Origin of the sequence: Pseudomonas sp. Irchel 3H9 (assembly GCF_900187495.1) — a bacterium.
GTDB lineage: Bacteria > Pseudomonadota > Gammaproteobacteria > Pseudomonadales > Pseudomonadaceae > Aquipseudomonas > Aquipseudomonas sivasensis.
In genome coordinates, this window is record NZ_FYDK01000007.1 from 340,735 (window position 1) to 355,243 (window position 14,509).

The 14,509-nt window shown below is 60.1% G+C and carries 14 protein-coding genes and 1 tRNA gene; 7 read left to right on the top strand and 8 right to left on the bottom strand.

Annotated features, from left to right (window positions below; translation table 11 throughout):
- Positions 1 to 10 precede the first annotated feature (10 nt).
- Positions 11 to 1,327, top strand: a complete 1,317-nt coding sequence (locus CKW32_RS23720) for a S41 family peptidase (RefSeq protein ID WP_027605074.1) — start codon at positions 11 to 13, stop codon at positions 1,325 to 1,327.
- 1 nt (position 1,328) lies between these two features.
- On the top strand, positions 1,329 to 2,102 hold the full coding sequence (locus CKW32_RS23725; protein ID WP_095186154.1) for a divergent polysaccharide deacetylase family protein: 774 nt from the start codon (positions 1,329 to 1,331) through the stop codon (positions 2,100 to 2,102).
- A 61-nt stretch (positions 2,103 to 2,163) separates the two neighbouring features.
- Here the strand turns inward: CKW32_RS23725 and CKW32_RS23730 are convergent, their stop codons facing one another.
- The 7 genes from CKW32_RS23730 to CKW32_RS23760 all read right to left on the bottom strand — a co-directional run bounded on the left by CKW32_RS23730 (position 2,164) and on the right by CKW32_RS23760 (position 7,966).
- A complete protein-coding gene (locus CKW32_RS23730; RefSeq protein WP_032890125.1) occupies positions 2,164 to 2,919 on the bottom strand; it encodes an ABC transporter substrate-binding protein in 756 nt (251 codons plus the stop codon).
- Positions 2,920 to 2,985: 66 nt separating this feature from the next.
- Positions 2,986 to 3,756 carry an imidazole glycerol phosphate synthase subunit HisF gene (hisF, locus tag CKW32_RS23735; RefSeq protein WP_003171107.1) on the bottom strand — a complete coding sequence of 257 codons (771 nt, stop codon included), beginning with the start codon at positions 3,754 to 3,756 and terminating at the stop codon, positions 2,986 to 2,988.
- A 9-nt stretch (positions 3,757 to 3,765) separates the two neighbouring features.
- Entirely contained in the window at positions 3,766 to 4,503 is a 738-nt protein-coding gene (gene hisA, locus CKW32_RS23740) for a 1-(5-phosphoribosyl)-5-[(5-phosphoribosylamino)methylideneamino]imidazole-4-carboxamide isomerase (RefSeq protein ID WP_003187784.1), read from the bottom strand.
- 39 nt (positions 4,504 to 4,542) lie between these two features.
- Positions 4,543 to 4,800, bottom strand: coding sequence for a DUF2164 domain-containing protein (locus tag CKW32_RS23745; RefSeq protein ID WP_032890124.1), 258 nt, complete (start codon positions 4,798 to 4,800; stop codon positions 4,543 to 4,545).
- On the bottom strand, positions 4,801 to 5,439 hold the full coding sequence (gene hisH, locus CKW32_RS23750; protein ID WP_032890121.1) for an imidazole glycerol phosphate synthase subunit HisH: 639 nt from the start codon (positions 5,437 to 5,439) through the stop codon (positions 4,801 to 4,803).
- On the bottom strand, positions 5,439 to 6,035 hold the full coding sequence (gene hisB, locus CKW32_RS23755) for an imidazoleglycerol-phosphate dehydratase HisB (RefSeq protein ID WP_028615365.1): 597 nt from the start codon (positions 6,033 to 6,035) through the stop codon (positions 5,439 to 5,441). The genes hisH and hisB overlap by 1 nt, the downstream gene beginning before the upstream one ends.
- Positions 6,036 to 6,304: 269 nt before the next feature.
- Positions 6,305 to 7,966, bottom strand: a complete 1,662-nt coding sequence (locus tag CKW32_RS23760) for an OFA family MFS transporter (protein ID WP_032890119.1) — start codon at positions 7,964 to 7,966, stop codon at positions 6,305 to 6,307.
- Between the two features lie 325 nt (positions 7,967 to 8,291).
- On the opposite strand from CKW32_RS23760, the gene CKW32_RS23765 reads away from it, so the two are divergent.
- The 5 genes from CKW32_RS23765 to CKW32_RS23785 all read left to right on the top strand — a co-directional run bounded on the left by CKW32_RS23765 (position 8,292) and on the right by CKW32_RS23785 (position 12,762).
- Complete coding sequence (locus CKW32_RS23765) at positions 8,292 to 10,511, top strand: AsmA family protein (RefSeq protein WP_095186155.1); 2,220 nt, start codon at positions 8,292 to 8,294, stop codon at positions 10,509 to 10,511.
- Positions 10,508 to 11,575, top strand: a complete 1,068-nt coding sequence (gene mutY, locus CKW32_RS23770; RefSeq protein ID WP_095186156.1) for an A/G-specific adenine glycosylase — start codon at positions 10,508 to 10,510, stop codon at positions 11,573 to 11,575. Before CKW32_RS23765 ends, mutY begins: the two co-directional genes overlap by 4 nt.
- On the top strand, positions 11,572 to 11,844 hold the full coding sequence (locus tag CKW32_RS23775) for an oxidative damage protection protein (protein WP_095186157.1): 273 nt from the start codon (positions 11,572 to 11,574) through the stop codon (positions 11,842 to 11,844). Before mutY ends, CKW32_RS23775 begins: the two co-directional genes overlap by 4 nt.
- A 103-nt stretch (positions 11,845 to 11,947) precedes the next feature.
- A tRNA-Phe gene (locus CKW32_RS23780) sits at positions 11,948 to 12,023 on the top strand.
- Between the two features lie 418 nt (positions 12,024 to 12,441).
- Complete coding sequence (locus CKW32_RS23785) at positions 12,442 to 12,762, top strand: hypothetical protein (RefSeq protein WP_095186158.1); 321 nt, start codon at positions 12,442 to 12,444, stop codon at positions 12,760 to 12,762.
- Positions 12,763 to 12,827: 65 nt separating this feature from the next.
- Here the strand turns inward: CKW32_RS23785 and CKW32_RS23790 are convergent, their stop codons facing one another.
- Positions 12,828 to 14,432: a glycosyltransferase family 39 protein gene (locus CKW32_RS23790; protein ID WP_095186159.1), complete on the bottom strand. Its 1,605-nt coding sequence runs from the start codon at positions 14,430 to 14,432 to the stop codon at positions 12,828 to 12,830.
- Between the last annotated feature and the right edge of the window lie 77 nt (positions 14,433 to 14,509).

A 14,509-nucleotide genomic window follows, 5' to 3' on the forward strand; every position in this document is an offset into this window, starting at 1 on the left:
TTCGTTCGACATGCTGCATTTGTCCCGCCTCACTTCGCTGGCCCTGACGATCGCCTTGGTGATCGGCGCGCCTCTGGCTTTCGCCGACCAGGCCGCTCCGGCTGCACCTGCTGCCACGGCCGCGACCACCAAGGCCCCGTTGCCGCTGGACGAGTTGCGCACCTTTGCCGAGGTCATGGACCGCATCAAGGCAGCCTATGTCGAACCCGTAGACGACAAGACTCTGCTGGAGAATGCCATCAAGGGCATGCTCAGCAACCTCGACCCGCACTCCGCCTATCTGGGCCCTGAAGATTTCGCCGAACTGCAGGAAAGCACCAGCGGTGAATTCGGTGGACTGGGCATTGAAGTCGGCGCCGAAGACGGCAACATCAAGGTGGTGTCGCCAATCGACGACACCCCGGCGTCCAAGGCCGGCATCCAGGCGGGTGACTTTATCGTCAAGATCAACGGCCAGCCGACCCGTGGCCAGACCATGACCGAAGCCGTGGACAAGATGCGCGGCAAGATCGGCCAGAAAATCACCCTGACCCTGGTACGCGACGGTGGCAACCCGTTCGACGTGACACTCACCCGCGCGACCATCGTGGTCAAGAGCGTGAAGAGTCAGCTGCTGGAGTCGGGCTACGGTTACATCCGCATCACCCAATTCCAGGTCAAGACCGGCGACGAAGTGGCCAAGGCACTGGCCAAGTTGCGCAAGGACAACGGCAAGAAACTCAGCGGCATCGTGCTCGACCTGCGCAACAACCCAGGCGGCGTGCTGCAGTCGGCGGTGGAAGTGGTCGACCACTTCATTACCAAAGGTCTGATCGTCTACACCAAGGGCCGTATCGCCAACTCCGAGCTGCGCTTCTCGGCCACCGGCAACGACCTCAGCGAGAACGTGCCACTGGCCGTGCTGATCAACGGCGGCAGCGCCTCGGCTTCGGAAATCGTCGCCGGCGCCCTGCAGGACCAGAAACGCGGCGTGCTGATGGGCACCACCAGCTTCGGCAAAGGCTCGGTGCAGACCGTGTTACCGCTGAACAACGATCGCGCATTGAAGATCACCACTGCGCTGTACTACACGCCGAACGGCCGCTCCATCCAGGCCCAGGGCATCGTACCGGACATCGAAGTGCGCAAGGCCAAGATCACTAACGAGATCGACAGCGAGTACTACAAAGAGGCAGACCTGCAAGGTCACCTGGGCAATGGCAACGGCGGTGCCGACCAGCCGACCGGCAGCAGCAAGAAAGCCAAGCCGATGCCACAGGACGACGACTATCAACTGGCTCAGGCGCTGAGCCTGCTCAAGGGGCTGAGCATCACGCGCAGCCGTTGATATGCGATTTGCCCTGATCCTTGCTCTGCTGTGCAGCCTGGTGGGAGTCGCCCAAGCGACTCCCACAGGCGAACCTCACAAAGCCTATCTGACACTGATCATCGACGACCTGGGGCAAAACCTGCCTCGGGATCGCCGCGTGCTGGCCCTGCCTGGGCCGGTGACCACCGCGATCATGCCCGACACCCCCCACGCTGCAGAATTCGCCCGCGAAGCCCACAAGGCCGGCAAGATCGTGATCCTGCACATGCCCATGGACCCGGCCACCGGCCCGTTCGCCTGGCACCCTGAGCTGCCTATCGAAGAACTCGCCAAACGCCTGGACGCCGCGTTCGACGCCGTGCCCTACACCGCCGGCATCAACAACCATATGGGCAGCCGCATGACGGCTCAACCTGCGGCAATGGCCTGGTTGATGGCCGAGCTGCAGCGGCGCAACAAGTTCTTTGTCGACAGCCGTACCAGCGCGCAGACCGTGGCAGCCGCCGAGGCACAGAAGATCGGTCTGGCGAGTGTTTCGCGGGACGTGTTCCTGGACGATGAACGCACCGAAGCGGCGATCACCACACAGTTGCAAACCGCAATCAAGCTGGCCCACAAACAAGGCTCGGCCGTGATGATCGGCCACCCTTACCCACAAACCCTGGCAGTGCTGGAGCGCGAGCTGCCCAAGCTCAAGGCACAGGGCATCGAGTGGATTGATATTAAGCTGATGATCAGCGTGCGCAGCAATCAAGCCATGGCTGGACACGGGAAGGACGGGGTTTACCGCTAGAAACTCCGCAACGATCCCCAGTAAGAGCTGGCAAGCCAGCGCCTACAGAATTTCGGGTCTTTTACAGATACTTCGCCGTGATCTCGTCGACGACGCCGTCTTTACGCAACTGGTCCAGCGCGGCCTGAAGCTTGGCTACCAAGTCGTCCGGCACATCCTTGTTCAACGCGAGGTAGAGCTGGGCGCTGTTGAATCGCAGCACGGTCTTGAGCCCGGTCACCCCAACTTGGCGTGCCAGGTAACGCCCGGCCGGGTCGCCGGTAGCCCACAAGTCGATCTGGCCATCCACGAGCTTTTGCGCATTGTCCTGGTCACGCAGCACTACGATCGGGTTGAGGCCCTGTTTCTCCAGGGTCTCGGCGATGGCATCGCCTTTATAGGCGCCGATCTTGTAGCGCCGCGCTTGCTCAAGTTCGGCAAGCTGGATCTTGCTGTCCGACTTGGCCAGCAGCACCCAATCATCCGGGCCAATGGGGCCGACCCACTTGAACAGCGCTTCGCGAGCCGGCAAACGTGCCATTACGAATACGCCATAGCCGGGTTTTTCCAGGGCGAGCTTGTAGATTCGCTCCCAAGGAAAACGCAGGGTGAGGTTGTAGGAAATGCCCGCACGCTTGAAGGTTTCGCGCACGATATCCACGGCGATGCCTTCGATGTTTTCTTCCTTGGCGAAGTTCTTGCCGTTTTTCGCCATGTTGTACGGCGGGAAGTTTTCCGTCAGCAACACCAGGGAGGCGTCGGACGGTTCCTCGGCATGGGCCGAACCGACTAACAACAGGGACGAACTGGCGAGGGCAAGTAAGAGGGTCTTGAACATGAAGGCTACCGGAATCCATGGCAAGCGCAGAGAGTGCCGCGCGCCCGCCATGGTGTCCAGCAACGTTTAACGAACGACGATACCGCGCGCCGCCATATAGGCCTTGGCCTCAGGAACGGTGTATTCGCCAAAGTGGAAAATACTCGCCGCCAGCACTGCGCTGGCGTGGCCTTCGATCACGCCGTCGGCCAGATGCTGCAGGTTGCCGACGCCGCCGGAAGCGATCACCGGAATGCCCAGCGCGTCGCTGATGGCACGGGTCACGCCCAGGTCGAAGCCGTTTTTCATACCGTCCTGGTCCATGCTGGTCAGCAGGATCTCACCAGCGCCCAGGCCTTCCATCTTCATCGCCCATTCCACCGCATCCAGGCCAGTCGGCTTGCGACCGCCGTGGGTGAAGATCTCCCAGCGCGGGGTTTCGCCCGGGCCGGAGACTTTCTTGGCGTCGATAGCCACTACGATGCATTGCGAGCCGAAATGTTGCGCGGCTTCGCCGACGAACTCCGGGTTGAACACCGCTGCGGTGTTGATCGAGACCTTGTCCGCGCCAGCATTGAGCAGGTTGCGGATGTCTTGCACGGTGCGCACGCCGCCGCCCACGGTCAGCGGGATAAACACCTGGCTGGCCATGCGCTCGACGGTGTGCAGCGTGGTGTCGCGGCCATCAACGCTGGCGGTGATGTCGAGAAAAGTAATCTCATCGGCACCTTGCTCATCGTAGCGACGGGCAATTTCCACCGGATCGCCGGCATCACGGATGTTCTCGAACTTGACGCCCTTGACCACGCGACCATTGTCGACGTCCAGGCAAGGGATGATGCGTTTGGCCAGCGCCATGGTCAGTCCTCAGCCGTTGTAGGCATCGCAGTAAGCCTGGGCTTCGGCGACGTCCAGAGTACCTTCATAGATCGCGCGGCCGGTGATGGCGCCGATGATCCCTGGCGCCTTGGCGTCCAACAGCGACTTGATATCGCCCAGGTTGTGAATACCGCCGGAAGCAATCACCGGGATCTTCGTCGCCGCAGCCAGCGCGGCCGTGAACGGTACGTTGCAGCCCTGCATCATGCCGTCTTTGGCGATGTCGGTATAAACGATGGCGGACACGCCGTCAGCTTCGAACTGCTTGGCCAGGTCGATGACTTGTACGGTGCTGATTTCAGCCCAGCCGTCGGTGGCGACGAAGCCATCTTTAGCGTCCAGACCCACGATAACTTTGCCTGGGAACGCGCGGCAGGCTTCAGCAACGAAGGCCGGGTCTTTCACAGCCTTGGTGCCGATGATCACGTAGCTCACGCCAGCTTTGACGTAGTGCTCAATGGTTTCCAGGGAGCGGATACCGCCGCCGATCTGGATCGGCAGATTCGGGTAGCGCTTGGCGATGGCGGTAACCACCTCACCATTGACCGGCTGGCCTTCGAAGGCGCCGTTCAAGTCCACCAGATGCAGACGACGGCAGCCCCCTTCTACCCATTTGGCAGCCATGCTCACCGGGTCATCGGAGAACACGGTGGAGTCTTCCATGCGGCCTTGGCGCAGACGTACGCAGGCGCCGTCCTTGAGATCGATAGCGGGGATAATCAGCATCTGGCAAACCTTATTCGATATTCAGCAATGCTTGGGAAATCAGGGTTTCTCAAGCGACCACAGGTCGCTTTCGATGCTTTCGAACCTTTCTTTAAGGAGCGTCTGCGAATCGAAAATCGCCCTGTTGTAATAGTGCGGAGCCACTTCGGTGGTGAACAGCTCAAGAATCTCGGCGACCTCGAACGAGCCCAGCTTGAGCTCGAAGCGATCTTCCATGAAGCGTTTGATCTTGAGGGTAGCCTCACTCTCCTGCTCAGGCGTGAGGTTCAAGATCGGCAGCTTCGGCTTCCTGGCCATTTACCAGCGCCCGTCCCACGCAGCGAAGTTCTGCAGCAATTGCAGGCCATGGGTATGGCTCTTCTCCGGGTGGAACTGCACAGCAAAACGCGAACCTTCGGCCAACGCTGCGGCGAAGTCGACGCCGTAGTGCCCGCCACCCACCACCTGGCCCGGCTTACCGGCGGCGATGTAGTAGCTGTGCACGAAATAGAAACGCGCCAGGTCCGGGATGTCGTGCCAGAGCGGGTGATCCACCGTCTGACTGACTTCGTTCCAGCCCATATGCGGCACTTTCAGGTGGGCGCCATCTTCGTGCAGGTCCTTGCCGAAGAACTTCACCTGGCCAGGGAACAGGCCGATGCAGTCGACGCCGTCGTTCTCTTCACTGCGGTCGAGCAAGGCTTGCATGCCCACGCAGATGCCGAGGAACGGGCGATCCTGGCTGACTTCGCGCACCAGGCTGTCAAAGCCCAGACGGCGGATCTCGGCCATGCAATCGCGAATAGCGCCGACACCGGGGAACACCACGCGGTCAGCTTCGCGAATCACGTTGGCATCGCTGGTGATCAGCACCTTGCCGGCACCTACGTGTTCGAGGGCCTTGGCCACCGAGTGCAGGTTACCCATGCCGTAATCGATAACCGCGACCGTCTGCATTACAGAACGCCCTTGGTCGAGGGCATTTGCCCGGCCATGCGGTCATCCAACTCTACAGCCATGCGCAGCGCGCGGCCGAAAGCCTTGAACACGGTTTCGATTTGGTGGTGGGTGTTGGTGCCGCGCAAGTTGTCGATATGCAGGCTGACGAGCGCGTGGTTGACGAAACCCTGGAAAAATTCCTGGAACAGGTCGACGTCGAAGCCGCGGCCCACGTTGGCACGGGTGTACGGCACGTGCATCTGCAAGCCTGGGCGGCCGGAGAAGTCGATGACCACTCGCGACAGCGCTTCGTCCAGCGGGACATAGGCGTGACCGTAGCGACGGATGCCTTTTTTGTCGCCGATGGCCTTGGCAAATGCCTGGCCGAGGGTGATGCCTACGTCTTCCACCATGTGGTGGTCGTCGATGTGCAGGTCGCCCTTGCCTTCGATATCCAGGTCGATCAGCCCGTGACGGGCGATCTGGTCCAGCATGTGCTCAAGAAAAGGTACACCGATATCAAATCGGGCCTTTCCGGTGCCATCCAGGTTGATCGAGGCTTTGATCTGGGTTTCCAGAGTGTCGCGCTCGACGGACGCCTTACGTTCGGCCATCACCAGCTCCGCAAAATCATTGGGCGAAAAAGGCAGCCATTATAGGGGCGCGGGCGCTAAACAGAAACATCGAAGGGGATAAGACTGACGAGTTGAAGCGGGGGGTGTCGGGGATAGACATGTGCATACAAGTGCGAATCCACTTATGAAAACTCTGCACAGCCAATGTGGAAGGGGGCTTGCTTCCGATGGCGGCGGCTCAGTCGCCTAGTGGCTGACTGATCTAACGCTATCGGGAGCAAGCCCCCTCCCACAATGGTTTTGCGGTGTTAGTGGAACAGTACCGCCGTCTTCTGCAGGGTCACCCAAACACCCCACGCCAACGGAATACCCACCACCAGCCAGGCCGCAATGGCCAATGGCACCGTACCGGGGGCTGCTTTCCACTCCAGGGAAGTGGTGGCATCCGCGCCCTTGTCATGGCCTAGCGCCTGTTCGGCAGCCAGTTCGGCGTCGGTCATGAAGTACTTGTCGGCCACCGGACGTACCAGCATGTTGCAGATAAAGCCCAACACCAGCAGGCCGGCGAGGATGTACAAGGTGATGTCATAGGCCGCAGCGCGTTCAACGCCGATGCTCAGTTGATACTCACGCAGGTAGTTCACCAACACCGGGCCCAATACGCCCGCAGCAGCCCAAGCGGTCAGCAGGCGACCGTGGATCGCGCCGACCATCTGGGTGCCGAACAGGTCGGCCAGGTAAGCCGGAACGGTGGCAAAACCACCGCCGTACATCGACAGGATGATGCAGAACGCGGCCACGAACAGCGCCACGTTGCCCAGGTGCCCCAGGTTCGGGATCAGCGCGTAGAGGGCAAAGCCCAGGGCGAAGAACACGAAGTAGGTATTTTTACGGCCCAGGTAGTCGGAGAACGACGCCCAGAAGAACCGGCCGCCGATGTTGAACAAGCTCAACAGACCGGTGAAACCCGCGGCGATCGCGGCGATCGACGCCAGTTGCCCGGCATCCAGTTGACCGAACGGCACATCAACACCCAGTAGCTTGCCACCGAACACTTCCTGCAGCAGCGGCGAAGCCATGCCGAGGATACCGATACCGGCCGATACGTTCAGGCACAACACCAGCCATACCAGACGGAATTGCGGGGTTTTCCACGCCACGCTCACATGCACGTGACGGTGGGTGATCATCGCATTGCTGGCCTTTTTCGCCGGCGCGGTCCAGCCCTCAGGCTTCCAGCCGGTCGGTGGCACGCGATAAGACAGCGCACCGCCGATCATGAACACGAAGTAGATCGCGGCCATCACCAGGAAGCTCTGCCAGACGCCCACGCTGGTCGGCGAAGCGAAGTGACCCATCAGCGCTGCCGCCAAGGGCGCACCAACCATCGCGCCGCCACCGAAACCCATGATCGCCATACCGGTGGCCATGCCACGCTTGTCCGGGAACCACTTGATCAAGGTCGACACGGGCGAGATATAGCCCAGGCCCAAGCCGATGCCGCCAATGACGCCGGAACCGATCCACATCAGCCAGATCTGGTGGGTGTAAATACCCAATGCCGAGATCAACAGGCCGCCGCACCAGCACAACGCCGATACAACACCCGCCTTACGCGGCCCGGCATGTTCCAGCCAGCCGCCCCAGATCGCTGCCGAGCAGCCCAGGAAAATGAAGAACAGGGTGTAGATCCAGCCCAGCATGGAGATGGGCCAGTCGCATTGGGACGAGAAGACTTGGGCGATAAAGCTCATGTCTGGCGCGCAGGCAACGGGCTTGGTGATACCCAGCGCCTTGGACAGCGGCAGCCAGAACACCGAAAAACCATAGGCCATGCCGATGCAGAGATGGATGGCCAGGGCGGCCGGTGGAACCAGCCAGCGGTTGAACCCGGGCTTGGCGATGATGCGCTCCTTGGACAGGAACGCAGGCTGTGCGGCGGTAGAACCGGCCGCAGTGCTAGTGCTCATTGGTGTTTCCCCCAGTTATTAGTATGCGTCCGTCAGGCGCTCTCTCCCTCGGCCTTGCACGCAGAGCGTGGCCGTTTTTGATGAGTGAAGCTCCATTTTGGCGCGACGATACGTCGCAGAAGGCGGACGAACACGCAGAGATTAGCACCTGCGGATGACGGAAAAGCCAAACTGATATCACTTTTTTCAGGAAATTCTCTTTTTTTGACGCCAGAATCCCGCTACCTGGCCCGCGGATACAATGTAACGATCGGTGACCTGACGCCGGTCATCGGGCGTTATACTCTGCGGCTAAATTTTAAAATCGACATACAAGGACTCGCCCATGAAAGCGTTCGGCAAAATCCTGGGTCTGGTACTTCTCGGGCTGTTGCTGATCATTGTGGCTCTGGGCTTCGCCCTGACCCATCTTTTCGATCCCAACGACTACAAAGAAGAGATTCGCCAGATTGCCCGCGACAAGGCCCACATCGAGCTGACGCTCAATGGCGATATCGGTTGGAGCCTGTTCCCCTGGCTCGGCCTTGAACTGCACGAAGCCAGCGTAGCGACCCTGACCACCCCGACCCAGCCCTTCGCCGACCTTCAAATGCTCGGCCTGTCAGTACGCGTATTGCCGCTGCTGCGCCGCGAAGTGCAGATGAGCGACGTGCGTGTCGAAGGCCTCAACCTGCGCCTCAACCGCGACAAGCAGGGTCACGGCAACTGGGAAGACATCGGCAAGACTGCACCGGTAGCCACCACCGATACGCCCACCACGCCGCCCCCGGCGCAACCGTCACCCGAAGCCAAGCCAGAGAAGCCGGCCCAGCCGATCCGCCTGGATATCGACAGCCTGACGGTCAACAACGCCCGCATCGAATACAACGATGAGCAGACCGGCAAGCAGTTCAGCGCCGAGAGCATCCAGTTGAGCGCCGGTGCCGTGCACGAAGGCGCCAGCATTCCGGTGAAGCTCACCGCCTTCTTCGGCAGCAACCAGCCGGTAATGCGCGTCAAGACCGAGCTCAACGGCAATCTGCGCATTCAGCGCGCCCTCAAGCGCTACCAGTTCGAAGACATGCGTATCAGCGGCGAAGCCACTGGCGAGCCGCTGCAAGGCAAGACCGTGACCTTCTCCACCCAGGGTCAGTTGCTGGTGGACCAAGCGGCCAACATTGCCGAATGGACCAACCTGAAACTGTCGGCCAACCAACTGCGCGCCTTGGGCGAGCTGAAGGTCAATGACCTGGACAAGACCCCACAACTCAGCGGCGCCCTGTCCATCGCCCAGTTCGACTTGGCCAAGCTCCTCGACAGCGTCGGCAGCCCACTGCCACCGATGGCCGAGGGCAGCCTGAGCAAAGTCGAACTGGTCAGCCGCCTCAAGGGCACGCCAACCAGCCTGGCCCTGGAAGACCTGAACCTGAAGCTCGACGGCAGCACCTTCACCGGCCGCGTCGCCGTGGACGATTTCGCCAAACAGTCGCTTCGCGTGCAACTCAAGGGCGACAGCTTCAACGCCGACAACTACCTGCCGGCGAAGTCCGAATCTGCCAAGGGCGCAACCGCCGCCCGCCAAGCCGAAGTGCAGAACAGCGAAGCCGGCGCCATGGCTGCCGGCGGCACCACACCGCTACCGGATGCGCCTACCAAAGGCGCCTGGAGCACCGACAAGCTGCTGCCTCTGGCGCACCTGCGCAAACTGGATGTCGATGCTGATCTCGCCTTCGGCCAACTGACCTTGAGCAAATTGCCGATCCAGAATGCCGTGCTCAAAGCGTCCGGCATCGACGGCCAACTCAAGCTCGACACCCTGAGCGGCGGCCTCTACAACGGCAGCTTCCAAGCCAACGGCACACTCGATGTGCGCCAGGATATTCCAGTGCTGGCACTGCAAAGCCGGATCAAGCAGGTGCCGGTCGAACGCATCCTGCAGGCCCAGGGGCAAACCCCACCCGTGAAGGGCCAGGTCACCCTCGACAGCAACCTCAGCGGCCGTGGCAATAGCCAAAAGGCGCTGATCGACAGCCTCAACGGCACTGCCAGCTTTGTGATCAACAACGGTGTGCTGCTCAATGCCAACCTTGAACAGCAGCTGTGTACAGGCATCGCCATGCTCAATCGCAAGACCCTGAGCGGCGAACAGCGGGGCAAAGACACGCCTTTCCAAGAGATGAAGGGCAACCTGACCTTCCGTAATGGCGTGGCCAATAATCCTGACCTGAAAGTGCGCATTCCGGGCCTGGCCGTCAACGGCAACGGTGACATCGACCTGCGCGTGTTGGGCATGGACTACCGCGTCGGCATCATCGTCGAAGGCGACCAGCGCGAAGTGCCGGATCCGGCCTGCGAAGTGGGCTCCAACTTCCGCAACATCGAAGTACCGCTGCGCTGCCGCGGCCCGCTGGAATTGGGTGCCAAGGCGTGCCGCCTGGATAAAGATGGCTTGAGCCAAGTCGCGATCAAGGCGGCCGGTAACAAGCTCAGCGAGAAGCTGGAAGAGAAGCTCGACAAGGTAAACCCGCAATTGAAAGATGCATTAAAGGGCCTGTTCAAGCGATGAGAAACGAGCAGTTTTCACAGGCGGTGCTGGACTGGTACGACCGCCACGGTCGCCATGACCTGCCCTGGCAACAGGGCATCACGCCTTACCGGGTATGGGTCTCGGAGATCATGCTGCAACAGACTCAGGTGAGCACCGTGCTCAATTACTTCGACCGTTTTATGGCGTCTTTGCCAACGGTCGAAGCTCTGGCCGCCGCACCGGAAGATGAAGTGCTGCACCTGTGGACTGGCCTTGGCTACTACACCCGGGCGCGCAACCTGCAAAAGACTGCGAAGATCATCGTGGCCGAGTACGGCGGCGAATTTCCCAAGGATGTCGAAAAGCTCACTGACCTGCCCGGCATCGGCCTGTCCACCGCCGGCGCAATCGCCAGCCTGAGCATGGGCCTGCGCGCACCGATCCTCGACGGCAACGTCAAGCGCGTGCTGGCGCGCTTTACTGCACAAGAGGGTTACCCTGGCGAGCCGAAAGTGGCCAAGCAGTTGTGGGCCACTGCAGAGCGCTTCACGCCCCATGATCGCGTCAACGCCTACACCCAGGCGATGATGGACATGGGCGCCACCCTGTGCACGCGCAGCAAGCCCAGCTGCCTGCTATGTCCGCTGGAAAAGGGCTGCGAAGCCCACATGCTCGGCCTTGAAACACGCTACCCGATTCCCAAGCCGCGCAAGGCCGTCCCGCAAAAGCGCACGCTGATGCCGATGCTGGCCAACGCCGAGGGCGCGATCCTGCTTTACCGCCGCCCTTCCACAGGTTTGTGGGGCGGTTTGTGGAGCCTGCCCGAGTTGGACGACCTGCAAGACCTCGAACACTTGGCCACACAACACGCACTCGAACTGGGCAAGCACCAGGAACTGCCAGGGCTGATCCACACGTTCAGCCACTTTCAACTGGCTATCGAACCCTGGCTGGTCCAGGTCGAGGAATCCGCCCATCACGTGGCCGAGGCCGACTGGCTCTGGTATAACCTCGCCACCCCGCCGCGCCTGGGCCTTGCCGCCCCGGTAAAGAAACTGCTGAAGCGCGCGGCTGAAGTATTGAACGCAGGAGTGTCGTCATGACCCGCACCGTAATGTGCCGCAAGTACAAAGAAGAACTGCCAGCCCTGGAGCGCCCTCCGTACCCAGGTGCCAAGGGCCAGGACATCTACGATCACGTCTCTGCCAAAGCCTGGGGCGACTGGCTTAAACACCAGACCCTGCTGATCAACGAAAAACGCCTGAACATGATGAACGCAGAAGATCGTAAATACCTTGCGGGCGAGATGGACAAGTTCTTTTCCGGCGAGGATTACGCCAAGGCCGACGGCTACGTACCACCTGCTCAATAATTGATCAAAAACCGGGGTCGGCACGTAAGCGACGGTAATAATTAAATATTTTTTGAAAACTTGCTTGACGACCCCCTGAAAAACCAGTTTAATGCGCCCCGTTGCCCAGATAGCTCAGTCGGTAGAGCAGGGGATTGAAAATCCCCGTGTCGGCGGTTCGATTCCGTCTCTGGGCACCACTAATTAGTTTCAGGTGGTGCAAACGTCATCTGAAATACACAAGAAACCCGCCAAGTGCGGGTTTTTTGTTGCCCAGGATTTAACCTCCTAACCCGCCTCTTCGTTACGCCGCGCACTAGTAGCGCTATGATATGATTCAAAATGTGCCAAGGTAGGCGATTAACAGTATGCGGATGCATCCCTCCTGTAACCCGTCAGCCAATGCCACCTAGTATCGGAGTAGGCAACGACGGCGGATCCTGTATCCCCACGAGCCTCCCTCTACACGCTGCAGCCTCTCTCCCCCACCCTCAACACAGCCCAGGGTCACGCCCAAGCGGTGAGGGAGCGCACGCAAGCGCAGCGGCACAAGGACACATCATCCGGCGATGCGCAGCCCAGCGTATCGCTTACTCATACGGGCACATGGAGAAACAAATGGCATACACATCGATCATTTTCAAAAACCCGAATACGGGCGCGATGAAGGAAGCTCCAGTCGGTTTTTCGTGGACAACCTTCTTTTTCGGTTGCTTCCCGGCACTGTTTCGCGGCGACGTGAAATATGGCGTGATCCAGTTCGTCATTGCGATGGTGACCATGGGCCTTAGCAACATCGTCTTTGCGTTCATCTACAACAAGCTCTACATCAAGGATCTCATCGGCCAAGGCTTCAAGGCTCAATCCATTGCCAGTGGCGATATGAACTTCGCGTCGGCGAAGATCGGCATGCAGATCCCACAGCTGGAAGCCGCGTAATCGAAGGCGGAAACCGTATCCGACAAAAAGCCTGCTGAATGCAGGCTTTTTGCTGACCGGCTGACTCACTGCAACAAGAACACCAGCAACGGATTGTCGTTCAACCGCCCTTCAAAGTCGGGAGGCTGATGCTCCAGCGACGTCCCCGCCAGCAGTGCGACCTCCTTGCGCGCCACGACCACCCAGACTGGCCGATGCACATGAGCTAATTGTTCAAGCTCATGACCACCAATGAACACCGGTTGCTCGTCGTGATCCAGGTTCATCATGTAACGCACCGCCCAGGTATCCCGACCGAGGTCGATAAACACCAGCGGGCCCGGCCGCGTGGCACGCAGCGCTTCAACCTGGCTGACAAACTGCCGGGTATCGAACTGTAAGTCCTTGGCCGGCTCCACCACGACCACCAGCAGCAACCACTGCGCCACCAATGCAATCAAGCTGAGCGACACCAGCCGCGCAATACGCCGCCAGGCGATCAACGCAGCGACTTGCAGCACCACCAGCACGCCCACCCACAACGGCAGCGAAACGTCTGGCCAGTAACCGTGCTTTTGCCACCCATGCCGACAGACAAATACTACAACCACACACAACGTCGGTAGCGCCGCGACAAGCCCCTCATAGCATCGACGCACGCCCCCAAGCCAGCCTTGCGCCTGGAGGAGCCCATAGGCCGCGACAGCCGCAAACATCGGCACCATGGGCAGGATGTAATAGGCGCGTTTGAAGTGCGGCACCGACAACCCAATCAAAATCATCAGGCCGCAAGCGCCTAGCCGCACAACCAATTGCACGGGCTCATCAAACCGTTCACGCCAGCGATGACGCAACGCAACCAGCGTGGCCAGCGCCAACGGCACCACAGGGAAGTAACGGTACAAACTCAGTTGAAGATAGAAATAGAACGGCTCGCCACTTTCATCCAGGCGCCCGCCCACTTGCATCCTGAACACCTCTTCGGCGAACCCATCACCACCACTGATGCGCGCCAGCTTTATAAGCAGCCACCAACAGACCGCCAACAACGCCAGACCAACCAGGCCGTGAATCAGCACCTGCCTGACCCGTTGCCCCGGATTACCAAGCGCCCAATACACACACACCACGCCGCAGACCTCAATCAACCCCAATGGCCCACGTATGGCGAAGCCGAAGATGAACAGCGGGAACACCGCCAACTGCCTCAATCGCGAGCCCAGGCGCTCGCCACTGTGCAGCAGGTAGAAACTGCCAACGCAGAGCAAAGCCACCATCTGATCCAGGCAAACCGAACGAGACTTTTCCAGCAGTTGAGTGGTGAGCAGGGTCAACAAAACGGAGAGCAGCGCCCACTGCCGACTCGCAGGGACCAGCAGGCGATAGAGCAGCGCAATCACCCCAGCAGACGCCAGTGCGGTGGGCAATACGTTCGCCAGGTGATTGGGCGCACCGAATAACCGGGCAAACACAAAACTGAAGAAGGTAGCGGTGCCAGGGTAGTCCGCGTAGGGCTGACCGTAGGTAGTGGGAAAAAGGCTCGCACCATGGCGAAACATTTCTTGCAGGAACAGCGCCCAACGTCCGTCAAATCCCTGGGGCTGTTGATCCCAGATCCCCAGGGTAAAGAGCAGCAAGGCAAACAGGAAAATGCCCAGGGATTCCAGGCGAAAACGGTTGCGTTGATCCATCGGTAGGCCTGTCAGGTGAGGAGCGCTGACTTATGGTGCCGAGCACGCCCCTGAACATCGCCTGAACAGACCTGAAC

Excerpts from the sequence above, each read along its gene's own strand:
- CKW32_RS23765 (WP_095186155.1), top strand. The coding sequence starts at position 8,292 with ATGAAAGCGTTCGGCAAAATCCTGGGTCTGGTACTTCTCGGGCTGTTG.
- hisF (WP_003171107.1), bottom strand. The coding sequence starts at position 3,756 with ATGGCGCTGGCCAAACGCATCATCCCTTGCCTGGACGTCGACAATGGT.
- hisA (WP_003187784.1), bottom strand. The coding sequence starts at position 4,503 with ATGCTGATTATCCCCGCTATCGATCTCAAGGACGGCGCCTGCGTACGT.
- CKW32_RS23745 (WP_032890124.1), bottom strand. The coding sequence starts at position 4,800 with ATGGCCAGGAAGCCGAAGCTGCCGATCTTGAACCTCACGCCTGAGCAG.
- mutY (WP_095186156.1), top strand. The coding sequence starts at position 10,508 with ATGAGAAACGAGCAGTTTTCACAGGCGGTGCTGGACTGGTACGACCGC.
- CKW32_RS23720 (WP_027605074.1), top strand. The coding sequence starts at position 11 with ATGCTGCATTTGTCCCGCCTCACTTCGCTGGCCCTGACGATCGCCTTG.
- CKW32_RS23785 (WP_095186158.1), top strand. The coding sequence starts at position 12,442 with ATGGCATACACATCGATCATTTTCAAAAACCCGAATACGGGCGCGATG.
- hisB (WP_028615365.1), bottom strand. The coding sequence starts at position 6,035 with ATGGCCGAACGTAAGGCGTCCGTCGAGCGCGACACTCTGGAAACCCAG.
- CKW32_RS23725 (WP_095186154.1), top strand. The coding sequence starts at position 1,329 with ATGCGATTTGCCCTGATCCTTGCTCTGCTGTGCAGCCTGGTGGGAGTC.
- hisH (WP_032890121.1), bottom strand. The coding sequence starts at position 5,439 with ATGCAGACGGTCGCGGTTATCGATTACGGCATGGGTAACCTGCACTCG.
- CKW32_RS23760 (WP_032890119.1), bottom strand. The coding sequence starts at position 7,966 with ATGAGCACTAGCACTGCGGCCGGTTCTACCGCCGCACAGCCTGCGTTC.
- CKW32_RS23775 (WP_095186157.1), top strand. The coding sequence starts at position 11,572 with ATGACCCGCACCGTAATGTGCCGCAAGTACAAAGAAGAACTGCCAGCC.
- CKW32_RS23730 (WP_032890125.1), bottom strand. The coding sequence starts at position 2,919 with ATGTTCAAGACCCTCTTACTTGCCCTCGCCAGTTCGTCCCTGTTGTTA.
- CKW32_RS23790 (WP_095186159.1), bottom strand. The coding sequence starts at position 14,432 with ATGGATCAACGCAACCGTTTTCGCCTGGAATCCCTGGGCATTTTCCTG.